Source organism: Nocardiopsis suaedae (assembly GCF_027706745.1).
In the GTDB taxonomy this organism is placed as follows: Bacteria; Actinomycetota; Actinomycetes; order Streptosporangiales; family Streptosporangiaceae; genus Nocardiopsis_A; species Nocardiopsis_A suaedae.
Genome location: NZ_JAQFWP010000101.1, coordinates 1 through 17,679 on the forward strand (window position 1 = coordinate 1; position 17,679 = coordinate 17,679).

A 17,679-nucleotide genomic window follows, 5' to 3' on the forward strand; every position below is an offset into this window, starting at 1 on the left:
GATGAACGCACCTGGACGCCGCTCGCTACGGCCATGATCCACACAACACCCCCTATCGCCGGCCCGTGCGCGACGGCGGGGACGCCCCGCAGCGGCGCCGTGGGCCCCGCGCACGCCGCCGGGCGCCCGCCCTAGCGGTCCTGCTCCCAGGGGTCGTCGGAGGCCTCCCAGGCCTCGTTGCGCTCGGCCACCGTGTGCAGCGCACCGGCGGCCGACGCCTCGTCGGAGTAGGGCCCGAGGCGGAACTTGTTCGGGCACCCCGCGCCCTTCTCCACCCGGTCGTGCTTCAGGCAGTACCACCAGCGCTGGTCCTCGGGCAGATCCATCGGGTTGCCGGCCATCTCACTGCTCCCTCTGCCGTTCCCTCTGCCGTACGTCCCGTGCGCGCGCCCGCCCCGCGGGGCCCAGACCCCGTGCGGGCGGACCGGGCGCGCACTCGCCTCTTACCCCCGGTCGGTGCGGTGCCACACACCGGTGCCGGGCGCCGCCGCGCGAACCTCCCCGGGGCGGTGCCGCGGGTAGACTTCACCGACATGACCACACCGCTTGTTCCCGGGCGAATCTCGCCGCAGCGCTCCGTCCCCTCCAGCATCGAGCGGCCGGAGTACGTCGGTCAGAAACGCCCGGTCGAAGGCGTGCTGGGGGACGTGCAGACCCCCGAGACCATCGAGGCCATGCGCGAGGCCGGGCGGATCGCCGCCCAGGCCCTGCGGGAGGTCGGCAAGCACATCGTCCCCGGCGTCACCACCGACGAGCTCGACCGGATCGGGCACGAATTCCTCATCGACCACGGCGCCTACCCCAGCACGCTGGGGTACAAGGGCTACCCCAAGTCCCTGTGCTCCTCGCTCAACGAGGTCATCTGCCACGGCATCCCGGACGACACCGTGGTCGGCGACGGCGACATCGTCAACATCGACATCACCGCCTACTTCAAGGGCGTGCACGGCGACACCAACGCCACCTTCATCGCCGGTGAGGCCACCCAGGAGCACCGGCTGCTGGTCGAGCGCACCGAGGAGGCCACCCGGCGCGCCATCAAGGCCTGCCGCCCCGGGCGGCAGATCAGCGTCATCGGCCGCGTCATCGAGTCCTACGCCAAGCGCTTCGGCTACGGCGTGGTGCGCGACTTCACCGGCCACGGCGTGGGCCCGGAGTTCCACTCCGGCCTGATCGTCCCGCACTACGACGACCCGCGCGCCGACACCGTCATGGTCCCCGGGATGACCTTCACCATCGAGCCGATGATCACCCTGGGCACCATCGAGTACGACCTGTGGGACGACGGGTGGACCGCGGTCACCGCCGACCGCAAGTGGACCGCCCAGTTCGAGCACACCCTGGTCATCACCGACGACGGGGCCGAGGTCCTCACCCTGCCCTGACCGGTCCACGCGACGGTCCCGCCCCTCCCGCGACGATCTGGACGGAAGTGCTGCCGTACCCGCTGGTGTGGCAGCGCCTTCGTCGGGATCGTCGCCGGGCTGCGGCGCCCGATAAGGCTTGGCTACACCCGGTGCCCCCGGGATAGGGTCGCCTCCGTGAGGGTGCTGATCTCCGCCGACATGGAAGGCGCCACCGGCGTCACCTGGCCCGCCGACGTGGAACCCGGCACCGAGCAGTGGCAGCGCTGCCGGTCCATGTTCACCTCCGACGTGAACGCGGCCATCGCCGGTCTCCACGCCGGGGGCGCCACCGAGGTCCTGGTCAACGAGGCGCACTCCACGATGCGCAACCTGCTGCTGGAGCGCCTCGACGAGCGCGCGTCGATGCTCACCGGGCGGCACAAGGACCTGTCCATGGTCGAAGGGGTCCAGCGCGGCGACGTCGACGGCGTCGTCTTCCTCGGCTACCACTGCGGTGCCGGGGAGGAGGGCGTGCTCGCCCACACCTACCTGCCCAACTCCGTCACCGGTGTGTGGCTGGACGGCGGGACCGCCGGCGAGGGGCGGCTCAACGCCGCCGTGTGCGCCGAGTTCGGCGCCCCCGTCGTGCTGGTCACCGGCGACGACAAGGCCTGCGCGGACGCCGCCCGCTACGCCCCCTCCGCCCGCACCGTCGCCGTCAAGGACCACGTGTCCCGGTACGCGGCCGTGTGCCGCCCGCCCGGCCGCACCCACGCCGCCATCGCCGAGGCCGCCCAGGACGCCATGGAGCTGGCCGGGCGCACCGAGCCCCTCCGCCGCGCCGAGCCCTACGGCGTCGAGGTGGAGGTCGACGCCGAGCACCTGGCCGGGGCCGCCGCCGTGGTCCCCGGCGTCGAGCGCGTCGGCGCCCGGCGCGTCCGTTACACCTCGCCCACCGCCTATGACATGATCCGCTGCTTCAAGGCGGTCACCACCCTCATCTCCAACGCGGTCGAGGACCGCTACGGGTGATCCGCCGGCAGGGACAAGCGACGATCGAGAAAAGGGCGCCCGTGCGCGAGGAAGACTTCTCGACCGCCGACGACGAGGTCGTGCGGTTCACCTCCGAACTCATCAGGATCGACACCACCAACCGCGGAGGAGGCGACGGCGACGAGCGGGAGGCCGCCGAGTACGTCGCCGCCCTGCTGGACGGGGCCGGACTGGAGCCGCGGCTGCTGGAGTCGGCGCCGCGCCGCTCCAACGTGGTCGCCCGCATCCCCGGCACCGACCCCGCCGCGCCCGCGCTGCTCGTCCACGGCCACCTCGACGTGGTACCCGCCGACCCGGCCGTGTGGCGCGTCCACCCCTTCTCGGGGGAGGTGCGCGACGGCATGGTGTGGGGGCGCGGCGCCATCGACATGAAGGACGCGGTCGCCATGGTCGCCGCCGTGGCCCGGCACTGGTCCCGCACCGGGCGCCGCCCCCGCCGCGACATCGTGCTCGCCTTCACCGCCGACGAGGAGGCCAGCGCCGCCTACGGCGCCGAGTGGCTGGTGCGCACGCACCCGGAGCTGTTCGAGGGGTGCACCGAGGCGGTCGGCGAGTCCGGCGGCCACACCGAGCACGTGCGCACGCCGGACGGGCGGACGGTCCGGCTGTACCCGGTGGCCGCCGGGGAGCGCGGCACCGCCTGGCTGCGGCTGCGCGCCACCGGCACGGCGGGGCACGGCTCGCGCCCCAACGACGACAACGCGGTGCGGGCGCTGGCCTCCGCCGTCGCCCGCATCGGCGACCACCGCTGGCCCCACCGGCTCACCCCGCTCACCCGGGCCGCGATCACCGAGATCGGGGCGGCGGTGGGCGTCAAGGTCGACCTGGACGCCCCCGGCTTCGACGCCGATCGGGACCTGCCCGCGCTGCTGGACCGCCTCGGCGACGCTGCGGGCATGGTGCGCGGCACGGTGCGGGAGAGCGCCAATCCGACCATGCTCGACGCCGGGTACAAGGTCAACGTCATCCCCGGCGACGCGGCGGCCGGCGTCGACGGGCGGGTGCTGCCCGGCGGGCGCGAGGCCTTCGAGGAGGCGCTGGACGCGCTCACCGGCCCCCGGGTGGACTGGGAGTACGAGCACAGCTCGCCCGCCCTGGAGTCCCCCGTCGAGGCGCCGATCTTCGCCGCCATGCGCGCGGCTCTGCTGGCCCACGACCCCGAGGGCCACGTGGTGCCGGTGTGCATGGCCGGGGGGACCGACGCCAAGCAGTTCTCCGAGCTCGGCATCGCCGGGTACGGGTTCACCCCGCTGCTGATGCCGCCGGGGCTGGACCGGGACGGGATGTTCCACGGCGTCGACGAGCGCGTCCCCGTGGAGGCGCTGCGCTTCGGCGTGCGGGTCCTGGACCGGTTCCTTGCGGCGGCCGAGTAGCAGACGAGCAGAAAGGCACAGGCGACCATGCCCCACCTCCCCTATGGTTCGTGGCCCTCGCCGATCGGCGCGGACGCCGTGGCCCGGCACGACGGCGCCCCGGGATGGCCCGCCGCGGTCGGAGAGGAGGTGTGGTGGACCGAGCCCCGCCCGGAGGAGGGCGGGCGCACGGCCCTGTGCCGCACCCGGCTGGACCGACCCGAGGACGGGGTGGAGGAGGTCCTCGGGGTCCCGTGGAACGCCCGCACCCGGGTGCACGAGTACGGCGGGCGGCCCTACCTGCTGCTCGACCGGGCCGAGGCGGGCACGGCGGCGGTGTTCAGCGAGTACACCGACCAGCGGCTGTACCTGTTCTTCCCGGGGCAGGTGCAGCCGCCGTCGCCGCTGACCCCCGCGCCGGAGGTGCCCGGGGCGCTGCGCTACGCCGAGGCGGTCGCGGGGCCGCCCGGGCGGGACGAGGTGTGGTGCGTCCGCGAGGAGCACACCGGGCCCGCCCCCACCGACGTGCGCCGGGCCCTGGTGGCCGTGCCCATGGACGGGTCGGCCGCCCAGGACCCGTCGGCGGTGCGGGTGGTCGCCGAGGGGCGCCGGTTCCTGGCCTGCCCCCGCCTCTCGCCCGACGGGGAGCGCCTGTCCTGGATCGGGTGGGACCACCCGGACATGCCGTGGGACTCCACCTTCCTCACGGTCGCGGCGATCGGGCCGGACGGCACCGCCGCCGAGCCGCGCGACGTCGCCGGGGGGCCGGGCGAGTCGGTGGTGCAGGCCGAGTGGGGCGACGCCGCCACCCTGTTCTGCGTCTCGGACGCGTCGGGCTGGTGGAACCCCTACCAGATCACCATCGGCCCCGACGGCGGGGCGGCGCGCGCCCCGGTCGCCCTGGCGCCGGACCAGGAGGAGTACGGCGGGCCGCTGTGGACGCTCGGGCAGCGGTGGATCCTGCCGCTGAACAGCGGCCTGATCGCCGCCGTGCACGGCACCGGCTCCACGCGGCTGTCGCTGCTGTGCCCCGACTCCGGGGCGCTCACCGACGTCGCCACCCCGCACACCGAGTGGTCGGGCAAGCTCGCCCAGGCCGGGGCCGCCGGGGGGACGGTGGTCGGCGTGGCCGCCTCGCCCGACCTGTCCTCCCAGGTGGTGGCGGTGGTCGCCGCCGACCGGTCGTGGCGCTCGCTGAGCCGCCGCGCCGGGGACGAACCGGAGGTGCAGCACGGGTACGCCCCGCGGGCCGAGCGGCGGGTGTTCACCGGCCCCGGCGGGCGCGAGGTGCACGCGATCGTCCACCCGCCGCACAACCCCCGCGCGGACGGGCCCGAGGGGGAGCCGCCGCCGTACGCGGTGTGGGCGCACGGTGGGCCCACCGGCCGCTCCACCACCGCCCAGGACGCCGAGGTCGCCTACTTCACCTCGCGCGGCATCGGGGTGGTGCAGGTCGACTACGGCGGCTCCACCGGCTACGGGCGCGCCTACCGGGAGCGCCTGCGCGGGCGGTGGGGCGTGGTGGACGTGGAGGACTGCGCCGCCGTGGCCCGGGCGCTGGCCGCCGAGGGCTCCGCCGACCCGGACCGGCTGGCGATCCGCGGGGGAAGCGCGGGCGGGTGGACCGCGGCGGCGGCCCTGGCCGCCGAGGACGTGTTCGCCTGCGGGGTGATCCAGTACCCCATCGTGGACCTGGCGGGGTGGCGCACCGGGGAGACGCACGACTTCGAGTCCCAGTACCTGGAGAGCCTGGTGGGCCCCTGGCCGCAGGAGCGGCGGCGCTACGAGGAGCGGTCGCCGGTCAACCGCGCCGACGCCATCACCGCGCCGTTCGTGCTCATGCAGGGCGACGAGGACGAGATCTGCCCGCCGGTGCAGGCCCGGCGGCTGCTGGAGCGGGTGAAGGGGCGCGGCGTCCCGCACGCCTACATGGAGTTCGCGGGGGAGCAGCACGGGTTCCGCCGGGCGGAGTCGATCCAGGCCGCCTTGGAGGCGGAGCTGTCGCTGTACGCGGAGGTGTTCGGGTTCGACACCGACGCCCCGGCGCTGGAGCTGCGGTCGTGAGCGGGCGGCGGCCCCCGCGGCTGCGCGCGGGCGACACGGTGGCGCTGGTGGCGCCGTGCAGCCCCGCCCCGGAGGAGGAGCTGGCGGCGGCGCTGCCGGTGATCGAGGCGTGGGGCGTGCGGGCGGAGGTGCGCCCGCACGCGCGCGGCCGGCACCCGGTGTTCGGGTACCTGGCCGGGACCGACGCCGACCGGGCGGCGGACCTGCAGGAGGCGCTGCTGGCGCCGGACGTGGCCGCGGTGGTGTGCGTGCGCGGCGGCGACGGCGCGCACCGCACGCTCGACCTGCTCGACTATGAGGCCCTGCGCGGGGCGCCGCCCAAGGCGTTCGTGGGGTTCAGCGACGTGACCGCGCTGCACGAGGCGTTCGCCGAGGAGCTGGACCTGGTGACGGTCCACGGGCCGGGGGCCGGGTACTTCGGCGGTGACCCGGTGGCGGCGGAGGACCTGCGGGCGACCCTGTTCGAGCCGGAGTCGCGGGTGCGCATCGCCCCGCCGGGGGTGCGGACCCTGGTCGGGGGGACGGCGCGGGGGCGGCTGATGGGGGGCAACCTGAGCCTCCTGGCCGACAGCCTGGCCACCCCCCACTTCCGCGCGTCGGCCAAGGGCGGCCTGCTGCTGCTGGAGGACGTCAAGGAGGACGTGTCCCGGATGGACCGGATGGTCACCCAGCTCCTGCGGAGCGGGTGGATGAACGGTGTGGCGGGGGTCCTTCTGGGGTCGTGGGGCAAGTGCACGCCGGACGAGGAGACCATCCGGGCGATGATGCGGGAGAGGCTGGCACCGCTGGGGGTGCCGGTGGCCGACGGTTTCGGTTTCGGGCACATCCCGGCACAGACGACGGTCCCGCTGGGCATGACCGCCACTCTGGACGCGGACGCGGGCACACTGGTCCTGGACGAGCCCGCCCTCGTGTAGCGGGGCAGGCGTGGTTTGTGGCCGCCGTCCTGGGCAGCGACGGCGCAGCAGGTTTCCCGCTTGAGGGCACCGGTCGGGCGGCGGCTCGGCAGGTACCCCGCTGACGGGCCCCGGCCGGGCGGCGGACTACCGGAGGGCAAGGCGACCAGCAGCAACGACGGAACCAGCGGGTACCCCACTCATGGACCCCGGCCGGGCGGCGGGCCGCGGGGGTGCGGGGCCCCTCGGAACAGGGCGAACCGGACACCGGGCGGGTGGGCCGGAACCCGCCTTCCGGGTGCCACGCGCGGCCCGGGGCCATCCCGCGCGGCGAATCCGCCACGCGGGATCGCCGCCCTCCTCCCCACCGCGTCCGGTGTGCCCGGAATGCCCGGTCGCAGGGGGTCCTGTCGGGTGTTCGACGCGGCCCCGGGGCAACGAGTGTGCACTACCGACCACTCTCACCCGCCCAGAGTGCACTCTTGTGCACACTCGATGCCCGGACCGGACCCCGCGCGCCCGGCCAATGCCCGGCTTCGCCATCGCGGGGCCCACCCCTACCCCCATCGGTCGGTGCCACGGCTCCGGGGTCCGACTTTGGTATTGACCTGATTCCGAACCTGCGGCCGATGTCCTCTCACCTTCGCGCGCGCATACTCGAAGTGCGTGATCGGGCCGCGACGGGGAGGGAGCTCGATGATGACCGCGATTCACACGCAAAGGGCGCCGATGGGCGCCGCCGGGGCGGTCGGCGGGGGAGTCTGGCGGGCCGCCAGGGTGCCTTCGGTCCTGGCCGGGCTCTTCTGGTCCCTCGTCGACGCCGAACGGGTGCTCCCCGAGGCCGACCCCGCCGAGGTCCGGTGGCGCCTGATCGAACTGGGGCTGCTCGACCCCTGCGCCGCGCCCGGGGCCCGTTCCGCCGCCCTCGCGCGCTTCCAGGAGATCGCCGGGCTGCCCGGCACCGGCCGCGCCGACGGGCCCACCGTCTCCGCCTTGGCGGCCGCCGCCGCGCACCGGAGGGAGATGCGCGAACTCGGCCTGGACGGCGTCGAGCCGGACGCCTTCGCGGGGGCGTGTCCCCAGCCGGGGGAGGCGGCCCCGGGGGTGCGATGATTCCTGCCATGGCTGATCAGACATCCCCACACGACATCCCCGACGTCTCGGGCCTGGTCGTCGCGGTCCTCGGCGGGACCGGCGACCAGGGCCGCGGGCTGGCCCGGCGGTTCGCCCTGGCCGGGACCGAGGTCGTCATCGGCTCGCGCAGCGCCGAGCGGGCGCAGGGCGCCGCCGACGGCCTCGGTGCCGACCTGCCGGTGCGCGGCCTGGACAACGCCGCCGCCGCTGCCGCCGCCGACCTGGTCATCGTCGCGGTGCCCTGGGAGGGCCACCGCGAGCTGCTGGCCTCCCTGGAAGAGGAGCTGGCCGGAAAGATCGTCGTCGATTGCGTCAACCCGCTCGGCTTCGACAAGAAGGGCCCCTACGCCCTCCCGGTGCCCGAGGGAAGCGCCGCCCAGCAGGCCGAGGCGGTCCTGCCGCGCAGCCGGGTGGCGGCCGCCTTCCACCACGTCTCCGCCGTGCTGCTGCTCGACCCCGAGGTGGAGGAGGTCGACCTGGACGTGCTGGTCCTCGGCGACGACCGGGAGGCCACCGACACCGTCCGCGCCCTGGCCTGGCTCATCCCCGGGGTGCGCGGGATCTACGGCGGCCGGCTGCGCAACGCCCACCAGGTGGAGGCCTTCACCGCCAACCTGATCGCGGTCAACCGCCGGTACAAGGCCCACGCCGGCCTGCGCATCACCGACGTGTGAGGGGCCGCCGGGCCGGAGGAAGCGCTGCCGCATCCGGCCCGGCGGGGTAGAGTCCCGTTCATGGGGGCACCCGAAAGCCAAGGACGCTACGGAAAGAACCGGTACGTCCAATGCGACAAGTGCTGGACGGTCATCGACCGGGAGAAGTACACCTACCGGAGGTTCTGGATGGCTTGCCCCCGCTGCCGATCCATGATCGGCCTGCCCGACCGCGATCTCATCGGGAGTCGAGGCGACCGCATCGACCAGGAGAACTGCCGCCACTGCGGCACCATGAAGGAGATCGGCCAGAGCTGCCCCGGCTGCGGTAAGAGATAGCCGCCGCTCCCAGGCGGCGCTCCCCGCGCGCCCCCCGAGTCCCGCCCGGCCCCGAGGGACGGGCGGGCCTATAGGATCCCGGCATGCGTTTCTACGTCCACGGCCGCGACAGGCCAGGGGCCCTCGACGGCCTCCTGCGCCTGGCCGAGGACCACTGGTCCTACATGGACCGCTTCGCCGACCGTCTCCTCCTGCGTGGGCCCACCCTGTCCGACGACGGTGAGGAGCACACCGGCAGCGTGCACATCGTCGACTTGGCCGACCGGGAGCAGGCGGAGCGGTTCGCCGCCGAGGAGCCGTACGGCCGGGCCGGTCTCTACTCGCGCATCACGGTGGACCCGGTGGAGGTGCTGATCGACCGGGGACCCGACGGCGGCCCCGAGGCCCCGCACTCGCTGGTGACCGGCGCGTGGACGGAGGCTCCGCGGGATCCTGCCGGAGCCCGCCCGCCGGAGGCCGACGACCGCGTCGCCTTCGCCGCCGCGCTCATCGACGGGGACCCTGCGCACACCACGGGCATCGTCGCCGCCGTCCGGGCTCTCCCGGAGGAGGCCGTGGCCCTCGTCCGCCCGCTCGCCGACCACCTCGCGGGCGGCGGCGCCGACATCACGGCCCAGCGCTGGCGCCGGGGCGGCCGCTCCTCGTAAGCGGCCGATGACCGCTCGGCCGGGCGGCGCCCTGCGCCGTGTCCGCATCCGGTCCGGCTGATCTCCCCCTCGGCGATCCGGCTCCGCCTTCCGGCCGTGCGGCGAGGAGGGGGCCTGCGGCGTCCGGCTCGGCCCCGGCCGCCTTGCACGGGGGGGTGCTGTGCCGCCGTCGTCGCCTCCAGCGGCCACGCACGCTCCGGGCTGGTCGGCTGCGCTGGGGCGGAGCACGTCGACGTCCTCCCATCACCGCTTTCTCGGCGGCCCCGGGGCGCGTGGCCGATCGCCCTGGGTCTGCGTCCGCATGCCCTCCGTGCGGGGGCCGTTCGCCCCTTGCGGTGCGAATTTCCACGCTGGTCGAAGTTCTTTGCCGTGACGGGCCGCGTACCTCTAGCTTTGGGGCGCTCTTGTGAACCGATTCATTCGGTCGATGAAAGGGATCCCCTCATGCGCATGCCGCGTATCGCCCGCTGGGCTGTCGCCATCGCCGCCCCGGCCATGGCCCTGAGCCTGGTCTCCGCCCCCGCTGCCGCCGCCGAGGAGGCGCCGGAAACCCAGATCGTGGACATCACCCCGATGGTGATGGCCGCACTCGACGAGGAGGGCGGCTCCAGCGTGGACGCCTCGCCCGTCGCCGCTGCCGCCGACCTGTACGAGGCCAGCCCCAGGAATGCCTTCAACGTTTCAACGGCGGCGAAGGCGAGGCTCGACGGCTTCACCCTGCAGGTGCGCCAGGGGCTGGTCACCCGGAACGCCGCGAACGACGTTGAGATCGCCTGGGCCCGGGTGACCAGCGGTAACGATGACGGCGACGTCCTCGTCATCATCGTCTACGACGGCCACACCCGGGTCGCCAACGACGGGACCCGCACGGACGGGACGACGACCTACACCAACGGGTTCCAGATCAAGAGCGGATACAGGTACAAGGCCTGCATCAGCGAAAGCTCGGTGGGCTGCGACAACTCGATCACCAAGGGATATTAGGCGCCGAGGGTCCGTCCCCCTCGGCACGCAGGAACCGCGGCCGGGGCGCCTCTGGGGAAGCGCCCCGGCCCCGGCATGGGGCCACCCCCGTCGTGGCGGTGTCCAGGGCGGGCTCCTACGATTCAGGGGCGGTGTTCCCGCCCAGGCCGGGATCGGTGCGTCCGGTCCTGCAGCGGCCATTCCCATTCCGAGCTGCGCATTTCCATGCTGCTCGAAGTTCTTTGCATTGACGGACCACGTGTGCCTACCTTTGGGGCTCTCTCATGAACCGATTCATTCGGTCAATGAAAGGGGTCCCCCATGCGAATGTCGCGAATTTCCCGTTGGGGCGTCGCTGTCGCTGCCCCCGCCATGGTCCTGAGCCTGATCTCCGACCCCGCCGCCGCTGCTGAAGAGGCGTCGGACGCCCAGATCGCGGACGTCGCCCCGAAGGTGATGGCCGCGCCCGTCGAGGAGGGCGGCGCCGCGGTGGACGCCGCGCCCGCTGCCGCCCTGTTCAGCGCCAACCCGCAGAATGCCTTCAACGTTTCGACAGTGGCGGATGCGACCTCCAACGGCGTCACGCTGCAGGTGCGCCGAGGGCTGATCAGCAAGAGCGCCTCGGAAGACGTCCCCCTCGCCTGGGGGCGCGTGACCGGAGGAGCGAACGGCCACTACCTCAACTTCTTCGTCTACGACAGGTCGGGCTCCCGGGTCGCGGCCGTTGAGCGCCCCGTCCACAGGACCACCTACACGTGGGGCTTCGAAATCCGGAGCGGCTACCGTTACCTGGCCTGCCTGAGCGACGAACGATGGGAGTGCGACTGGGTGGTGTACGAGGACATGTAGGCGCTGAGGGTCCGTACCCCTCGGCACGCAGGAACCGCGGCCGGGGCGCCCCCGGGGGAGGCGCCCCGGCCGCGGCATGTCCACGGTCGGGGCGGGCCCGGTCTCACCGCTCCGACCGTGCGCTCCTCGCCTCCGCCACCAGCCACCGGAACAGCGACGGGTCGTCGCCCATCTCCGGGTGCCACTGCACCCCCAGCGCCCGCGGCTCGCCCGTGAACTCGACCGCCTCGACGATCCCGTCCTCCGCCCACGCCGTCGCCACCAGGCCCTCGCCCAAGGTGTCGAGGCCCTGGTGGTGGTAGGTCGGCACCTCCAGCTCCGTGCGGCCCAGGATCCCGGCCGTCCGGCTGCCCGGCGCCACCCGCACCGTGTGCGGGTCGAACACCGCCGTGCGCTTCCGGTGGCCGTTCCCGCCCACGACGTCGGGAAGGTGCTGGTGCAGGGTCCCGCCCCGGGCCACGTTCATCACCTGCAGCCCCCGGCACACGCCCAGCACCGGCAGACGGCGCCCCAGCGCCTCCTCGAACAGGGCGAACTCGGACGCGTCGCGGCCGGGGTCCACGCCCGCCGTGGCGTCGGCCGGAGCGGCCCCGTACCGGTCGGGGGCGATGTCCCCGCCCCCGGCCAGGACCAGCGCGTCCAGACCGGCGGTGGCACCCCCCTCCGCGGCGACCGGGGGGAGCAGCACCGGCATGCCGCCCGCGCGCGCGACCGCCTCGACGTACTCCCACGGCAGGAGAGCCGCGCGCATCTCCCACGCCTCGCCCCACCGGGCCCGCTCCGCATAGGCGGTGATCCCGACGATCGGCGCCCCGCCCACGGATGCCCCGCTCACAGCGGCGTCACGTACGCGCCGGAGATGCCCCCGTCCACCAGGAAGTTGCTGGCGGTGATGAACGAGGCGTCATCGCTGGCCAAGAACGCCACAGCGGCCGCGATCTCCTCCGGCTCGGCGAACCGCCCGAAGGGCACGTGCACCAGCCGCCGCTGCGCGCGCTCGGGGTCCTTGGCGAACAGCTCCTTGAGAAGCGGAGTGTTCACCGGCCCAGGGGACAGGGCGTTGACCCGGATGCCCTCGCGTGCGAACTGCACCCCCAGCTCCCTGCTGAGCGCCAGCACCCCGCCCTTGCTCGCCGTGTAGGAGATCTGCGAGGTCGCCGCCCCCATCGTCGCCACGAACGAGGCCGTGTTCACGATCGCCCCCCGACCCTGCTCGCGCATGTACGGCAGGGCGTGCTTGCAGCACAGGTACACCGAGGTCAGGTTGACCTCCTGCACCTTGCGCCACGCCTCCAGCCCGGTCTCCAGGATGGAATCGTCCTCCGGCGGGGAGATGCCCGCGTTGTTGAAGGCCACGTCGACCGACCCGTAGGCCTCCTTCGCCTCGGCGAAGGCCGCCGCCACCTGGTCCGCGTCGGTGACGTCGGCCGCCACGTACCGGCCGCCGGCCTCCTTGGCCGCCGCCTCTCCCGCGTCGCGGTCCAGGTCGACCACGACCACGTTCGCGCCCTCGTCGGCCAGCCGCAGCGCCGACGCCTTCCCGATCCCGCTCCCGCCGCCGGTGATCACGGCGGTGCGCCCCTCGAAACGCCGCATGTCGCTCCTTGTCCTGCCTCGTTCAGCCTGGTCCGGATGTGTCCATCGGGTCCGTGTCCCGGCCGTATCCCGCCGGGGGACGGCTCGCCCGGAGGGCGGCCCGGCCGGCCCCGCTACGCCGTGTCGTCCGACAGGAAGACCGTCTTGGTGTCGGTGAACGCGTCCAGCGCGTCCGGGCCCAGCTCGCGCCCCAGCCCCGACTGCTTGAACCCTCCGAAGGGGGTGCCGTACCGCACCGCCGAGTGCGAGTTCACCGACAGGTTCCCCGCGGTCACCCCGCGCGCGACCCGCAGCGCCCGCCCCACGTCCCGCGTCCACACCGACCCGGCCAGCCCGAAGTCGGTCGCGTCGGCGATCCGCACCGCCTCGGCCTCGTCCTCGAACGGCACCGCGCACACCACCGGCCCGAAGATCTCGTCGGTGAACGCCGGGTCGTCGTGGCTCCCCGGGGTGAGCACCGTCGGCGGAAACCAGAACCCCGCCCCCTCCGGCGCCGTCCCCCGGAACGCCACCGGGGCGTCCTCGGGCACATAGGAGGCGACCTTGGCGCGGTGCGCCGCCGACACGAGCGGCCCCATCTCGGTGCCGTCCTCACGCGGGTCGCCCACGGCCACCCCCTTGACCGCCGGTTCCAGCAGCTCCATGAACCGGTCGAACACCGAGCGCTGCACCAGCAGGCGCGAGCGCGCGCAGCAGTCCTGCCCGGCGTTGTCGAACACCCCGTAGGGCGCGGCCGCGGCGGCCTTCTCCAGGTCGGCGTCGGCGAAGACGATGTTGGCGCTCTTGCCGCCCAGCTCCAGCGTCACCCGCTTGAGGTCATCGGCGGCCAGCGCCATGATGCGCTTGCCGACCCGCGTGGACCCGGTGAAGGCCACCTTGTCCACGCCCGGGTGCCGGACCAGGCGCTCACCCGCCTCGGGCCCGGTGCCCGGGAGCACCTGGAGCACCCCTTCGGGGATGCCCGCCTCTAGGGCCAGCTCGCCCAGCCGTACGGCGGTGAGCGGGGTCAGCTCCGACGGTTTGACCACGACCGCGTTGCCCGCCGCCAGTGCGGGCGCCATGCCCCACGACATGATCGGCATGGGGAAGTTCCACGGCACGATCACCGCCGCCACTCCCAGGGGCTCGGCGAAGGTGACGCTCCAGCCCCCGGAGACCGGGATCTGCCGCCCCGCCGCGCGCTCTGGCGCTCCGGCGTAGTACAGCAGCACGTCGCGCACCATGGCGGCCTCGCCGCGCGCCTGGCCGATCGGGTGCCCGGCGTTGCGCACCTCCAGCCACGCCAGCTCCTCGATGTGCGCGTCGACCTTCTCGGCGAACGCGCGCAGCAGCCGCGCCCTGTCGCCCGGTGCCACCGCCCGCCAGGCGGGCCACGCCGCGCGGGCGCGCGCCACGGCGGCGTCGGCCTCCTCGGCCGAGGCGAGCGGAACGGTGCCGATCACCTCTTCCGTGGCCGGATCGACGAGTTCCTGTACCCGCCCGTCCCCCTGGCGGGGCGGCGCGTCGGACGCCATCGGTCCCCCCTCTCGATCGGAGCGCCCGCTCACAGGCGCTCGAAACCCCGGTACAGCTCCCAGTCGGTCACCGCGGCGTCGTAGGCCGCCAGCTCCACCCGGGCGTAGTTGGCGTAGTGCTCGACCACCTCGTCGCCGAAGGCGGCCCGCGCGAGGTCGCTCTTCTCCCAGAGCTCCAGCGCCTCGCGCATGGTGGCCGGGACCGACGGTGCGTCGCCCGTGTAGGCGTTCCCGGCGCATGCCGCGCCCGGCTCCAGCTCGCGGTCGATCCCGTCCAGGCCTCCGGCGATCAGCGCCGCCACCGCCAGGTAGGGATTGACGTCGCCGCCCGGAACCCGGTTCTCCACGCGCAGGCTCGGCCCGCTGCCGACCAGGCGCAGCGCGCACGTGCGGTTGTCGACGCCCCAGGCGACCGACGTCGGGGCGAAGCTGCCCGGCACGTACCGCTTGTAGGAGTTGATGTTGGGCGCCAGCAGCAGGGTGAGTTCGCGCAGCGACGCGAGCTGCCCGGCCAGGAAGTGCCGCCCGGTCGCCGACAGCCCGTCGGGCGCGCCGTCCTGGGCCAGCACCGGGGAGCCGTCCTCGCCGCGCAGCGAGATGTGCACATGGCAGGAGTTGCCCTCGCGCTCGTTGGGCTTGGCCATGAACGTGATGGACATGCCCTCCTGGTCGGCGATCTCCTTGGAGCCGTTCTTGTAGATCGCGTGCTGGTCGCAGGTGGTCACGGCTTCGTCGAAGCGGAACGCGATCTCGTGCTGGCCCAGGTTGCACTCGCCCTTGGCCGACTCCACGTACAGCCCGGCCCCGGCCATGCCGTTGCGGACGCGGCGCAGCAGCGGCTCCACCCGGGCGCCGCCCAGCACCGAGTAGTCCACGTTGTAGCGGTTGGCCGGGGTCAGCTCCCGGTAGCCGCGCTGCCAGGCCTGCTCGTAGGAGTCGCGGTAGACGACGAACTCCAGCTCGGTGCCGACCATCGCCGTCCAGCCGCGTTCGGCCAGCCGGGCCGTCTGGGCCTTGAGGATCTGGCGGGGGGAGGGGGCGGCGTCGGCGCCGTCGAGCCGCAGCACGTCGGCGGTGACCATGGCCTGGCCGTCCTGCCAGGGGGTGCGGCGCAGGGTGGCGGGGTCGGGGCGCAGGACGATGTCGCCGTAGCCGGTGTCCCAGGAGGACATGGCGTAGCCGTCGACGGTGTTCATCTCCACGTCGACGGCGAGCAGGTAGTCGCAGGCCTCGGTGCCGTGGGCGAGCACCTCTTCGAGGAAGAAGCGGCCGGAGACCCGCTTCCCCTGCAGTCGGCCTTGCATGTCGGTGAAGGCCACCAGCACCGTGTCGACGGCGCCGGATTCCACGTCGGCGCGGAGCCGGTCCACGGTCAGCGGGGGTCCGCCGCGGTTCGTACTCACCCTCGGCCTCCTTAAGGTTCAGGGCCAGACCTTTTACGGAGGAAAGCAGTGGCCGCGACCCCGTGTCAATCCCCCTCCCGGCGCGAAACCGCCCGGAAACGCCGGTGAAACGGCTGGTCGGCACCGGGCGGGGCGCGGGGGCAGCCCCCCTTGACAGGCCGGTTCGGCGGCGCGCATCATCACCGACCATCACCTAAAGGACCGGGCGCATACCTTTTCCGGCCGCCGTCGAGCGCCCGACCGCGCCGTGCGGCCCCCGATCCTCGCCCGCCGATCCCGATCCCCCGACCCCGAACCGCTCGACCCCCGACCCGCCGACCCCTGTCCAGCACGCCCCCGAGGGGAGCACCGTGGCCCGAGAACACGGCCCGAACGCCGACGGACACGTCCAAGGCGCCGACTACGTCAGAGCCGGAACCGACTACCTCCAGCGCCGCACCCTGCGCCGCGGCGCCGCCGGATGGCTGCTGCTCGCCGGCCTCGGCGTCTCCTACGTCATCTCCGGCGACTTCGCCGGATGGAACTACGGCATCGCCGAAGGGGGATGGGGCGGCCTGCTCATCGCCACCGTCCTCATGGGCACCATGTACCTGTTCATGGTGCTCGGGCTGGCCGAGATGGCCTCCGCCCTGCCCGCCACGGGGGCGGGCTACGGGTTCGCCCGCCGCGCGCTGGGCCCACTGGGCGGCTTCGCCACCGGGACCGCGATCCTCATCGAATACGCCATCGCCCCCGCCGCCATCGCCGTGTTCATCGGCGGCTACGTCGAGGCACTCGGGCTGTTCGGCATCACCAACGCCTGGCCCGTCTACCTGGCGTGCTACGCCCTGTTCGTCGGCATCCACCTGTGGGGCGTCGGCGAGGCGCTGCGCGTCATGTTCGCCATCACGGCCGTGGCCGTCGTGGCGCTCGTCGTCTTCGCCGTCGGCATGATCCCCAAGTTCGACCCCGGCAACCTCGTCGACATCGCCCCGACCGGCGCCGCGGGCGCCAGCGCCTTCCTGCCCTACGGGTACGCGGGCATCCTGGGGGCGTTCGTGTTCGGCATCTGGTTCTTCCTGGCCATCGAGGGCGTGCCGTTGGCGGCTGAGGAGGCGCGCGACCCCAAGCGGGACATGCCGCGCGGCATCATCGCGGGCATGGCGGTGCTGCTGGTGACCGGCTTCGCCATGCTCCTACTGGCGCCCGGCGGCGCCGGGGCGAGCGCGCTGGCCGACTCCGACAACCCGCTCCCGCACGCCCTGCGGGAGGCCTACGGCGGGTCGACCCTGCTGGCCGACGTCGTCAACTACGTCGGCCTGGCGGGGCTGGTGGCCAGCTTCTTCTCCATCATCTACGCCTACTCGCGCCAGCTCTTCGCCCTCTCGCGCGCGGGCTACCTGCCCACGTGGCTGTCGGTCACCGGGCGCCGCAAGACCCCCTACATGGCGCTCATCGTGCCGGGCACCATCGGCTTCCTGCTCGCGGCCGGGGTCGGCGACGGCGACCGGCTCATCAACATCGCGGTGTTCGGGGCGACCGCCTCCTACGCGCTGATGATGGTCGCCCACATCGTGCTGCGGCGGCGCGAGCCCGGCCTGGAGCGGCCGTACCGCACCCCCGGCGGCACGGTGACCACCGGCATCGCCCTGGTGCTGGCGCTGTGCGCGGTGGTGGCCACGTTCCTGGTGGACGTGGTCGGCGCGGCCGTCGCGGCGGCGATCTTCGCGGTGTTCCTGGCGTACTTCTGGTTCTACTCCCGGCACCGGCTGGTGGCCGACGCCCCGGAGGAGGAGTTCGCCTTGGTGGAGAAGGCCGAGTCGGAACTCAACTGACCCGGCGGCCGAACGGCCCGGGGTCCGGTGCCGGGTACCGGCGGACGGCACCGGAC

At 73.8% G+C, this 17,679-nt stretch carries 17 protein-coding genes; 12 read left to right on the plus strand and 5 right to left on the minus strand.

Annotated features, from left to right (window positions below; translation table 11 throughout):
• Positions 1-131: 131 nt before the first annotated feature.
• Positions 132-341 carry a hypothetical protein gene (locus O4U47_RS29755; protein WP_270681317.1) on the minus strand — a complete coding sequence of 70 codons (210 nt, stop codon included), beginning with the start codon at positions 339-341 and terminating at the stop codon, positions 132-134.
• Between the two features lie 192 nt (positions 342-533).
• Between O4U47_RS29755 and map the strand changes: the two genes are divergently transcribed.
• The 11 genes from map (at position 534) to O4U47_RS29810 (ending at position 11,296) form a co-directional block, all read left to right on the plus strand.
• The gene (gene map / locus O4U47_RS29760) at positions 534-1,385 is read left to right on the plus strand and encodes a type I methionyl aminopeptidase (protein ID WP_270681318.1); all 852 of its coding nucleotides are present in this window, start codon (positions 534-536) and stop codon (positions 1,383-1,385) included.
• A gap of 156 nt (positions 1,386-1,541) precedes the next feature.
• Positions 1,542-2,378 (plus strand): M55 family metallopeptidase, encoded by an 837-nt coding sequence (locus O4U47_RS29765; RefSeq protein ID WP_270681319.1) that lies wholly within the window; start codon positions 1,542-1,544, stop codon positions 2,376-2,378.
• Positions 2,379-2,419: 41 nt separating this feature from the next.
• On the plus strand, positions 2,420-3,772 hold the full coding sequence (locus O4U47_RS29770) for a M20/M25/M40 family metallo-hydrolase (RefSeq protein WP_270681320.1): 1,353 nt from the start codon (positions 2,420-2,422) through the stop codon (positions 3,770-3,772).
• A gap of 27 nt (positions 3,773-3,799) precedes the next feature.
• Positions 3,800-5,815: an alpha/beta hydrolase family protein gene (locus O4U47_RS29775; protein ID WP_270681321.1), complete on the plus strand. Its 2,016-nt coding sequence runs from the start codon at positions 3,800-3,802 to the stop codon at positions 5,813-5,815.
• Positions 5,812-6,732, plus strand: coding sequence for a S66 peptidase family protein (locus O4U47_RS29780; RefSeq protein ID WP_270681322.1), 921 nt, complete (start codon positions 5,812-5,814; stop codon positions 6,730-6,732). The genes O4U47_RS29775 and O4U47_RS29780 overlap by 4 nt, the downstream gene beginning before the upstream one ends.
• A gap of 675 nt (positions 6,733-7,407) precedes the next feature.
• The gene (locus tag O4U47_RS29785) at positions 7,408-7,824 is read left to right on the plus strand and encodes a hypothetical protein (protein WP_270681323.1); all 417 of its coding nucleotides are present in this window, start codon (positions 7,408-7,410) and stop codon (positions 7,822-7,824) included.
• 8 nt (positions 7,825-7,832) lie between these two features.
• On the plus strand, positions 7,833-8,519 hold the full coding sequence (gene npdG / locus O4U47_RS29790; protein WP_270681324.1) for an NADPH-dependent F420 reductase: 687 nt from the start codon (positions 7,833-7,835) through the stop codon (positions 8,517-8,519).
• A 60-nt stretch (positions 8,520-8,579) separates the two neighbouring features.
• Positions 8,580-8,837 (plus strand): hypothetical protein, encoded by a 258-nt coding sequence (locus O4U47_RS29795; RefSeq protein WP_270681325.1) that lies wholly within the window; start codon positions 8,580-8,582, stop codon positions 8,835-8,837.
• A gap of 83 nt (positions 8,838-8,920) precedes the next feature.
• A complete protein-coding gene (locus O4U47_RS29800; RefSeq protein ID WP_270681326.1) occupies positions 8,921-9,484 on the plus strand; it encodes a YciI family protein in 564 nt (187 codons plus the stop codon).
• Between the two features lie 444 nt (positions 9,485-9,928).
• Positions 9,929-10,468 carry a hypothetical protein gene (locus O4U47_RS29805; protein ID WP_270681327.1) on the plus strand — a complete coding sequence of 180 codons (540 nt, stop codon included), beginning with the start codon at positions 9,929-9,931 and terminating at the stop codon, positions 10,466-10,468.
• A gap of 351 nt (positions 10,469-10,819) precedes the next feature.
• A complete protein-coding gene (locus O4U47_RS29810; protein ID WP_270681328.1) occupies positions 10,820-11,296 on the plus strand; it encodes a hypothetical protein in 477 nt (158 codons plus the stop codon).
• A 103-nt stretch (positions 11,297-11,399) separates the two neighbouring features.
• Here the strand turns inward: O4U47_RS29810 and O4U47_RS29815 are convergent, their stop codons facing one another.
• The 4 genes from O4U47_RS29815 to O4U47_RS29830 all read right to left on the minus strand — a co-directional run bounded on the left by O4U47_RS29815 (position 11,400) and on the right by O4U47_RS29830 (position 15,809).
• Positions 11,400-12,131, minus strand: a complete 732-nt coding sequence (locus O4U47_RS29815; protein WP_270681329.1) for a gamma-glutamyl-gamma-aminobutyrate hydrolase family protein — start codon at positions 12,129-12,131, stop codon at positions 11,400-11,402.
• Positions 12,128-12,892: a 3-oxoacyl-ACP reductase gene (locus O4U47_RS29820; protein ID WP_270681330.1), complete on the minus strand. Its 765-nt coding sequence runs from the start codon at positions 12,890-12,892 to the stop codon at positions 12,128-12,130. The genes O4U47_RS29815 and O4U47_RS29820 overlap by 4 nt, the downstream gene beginning before the upstream one ends.
• Before the next feature lie 113 nt (positions 12,893-13,005).
• Positions 13,006-14,406, minus strand: a complete 1,401-nt coding sequence (locus tag O4U47_RS29825) for an aldehyde dehydrogenase family protein (protein WP_270681331.1) — start codon at positions 14,404-14,406, stop codon at positions 13,006-13,008.
• Positions 14,407-14,435: 29 nt separating this feature from the next.
• Positions 14,436-15,809, minus strand: a complete 1,374-nt coding sequence (locus tag O4U47_RS29830; RefSeq protein WP_270681332.1) for a glutamine synthetase family protein — start codon at positions 15,807-15,809, stop codon at positions 14,436-14,438.
• A gap of 350 nt (positions 15,810-16,159) precedes the next feature.
• On the opposite strand from O4U47_RS29830, the gene eat reads away from it, so the two are divergent.
• Positions 16,160-17,623 (plus strand): ethanolamine permease, encoded by a 1,464-nt coding sequence (gene eat, locus O4U47_RS29835; RefSeq protein ID WP_270681333.1) that lies wholly within the window; start codon positions 16,160-16,162, stop codon positions 17,621-17,623.
• Positions 17,624-17,679: the final 56 nt, after the last annotated feature.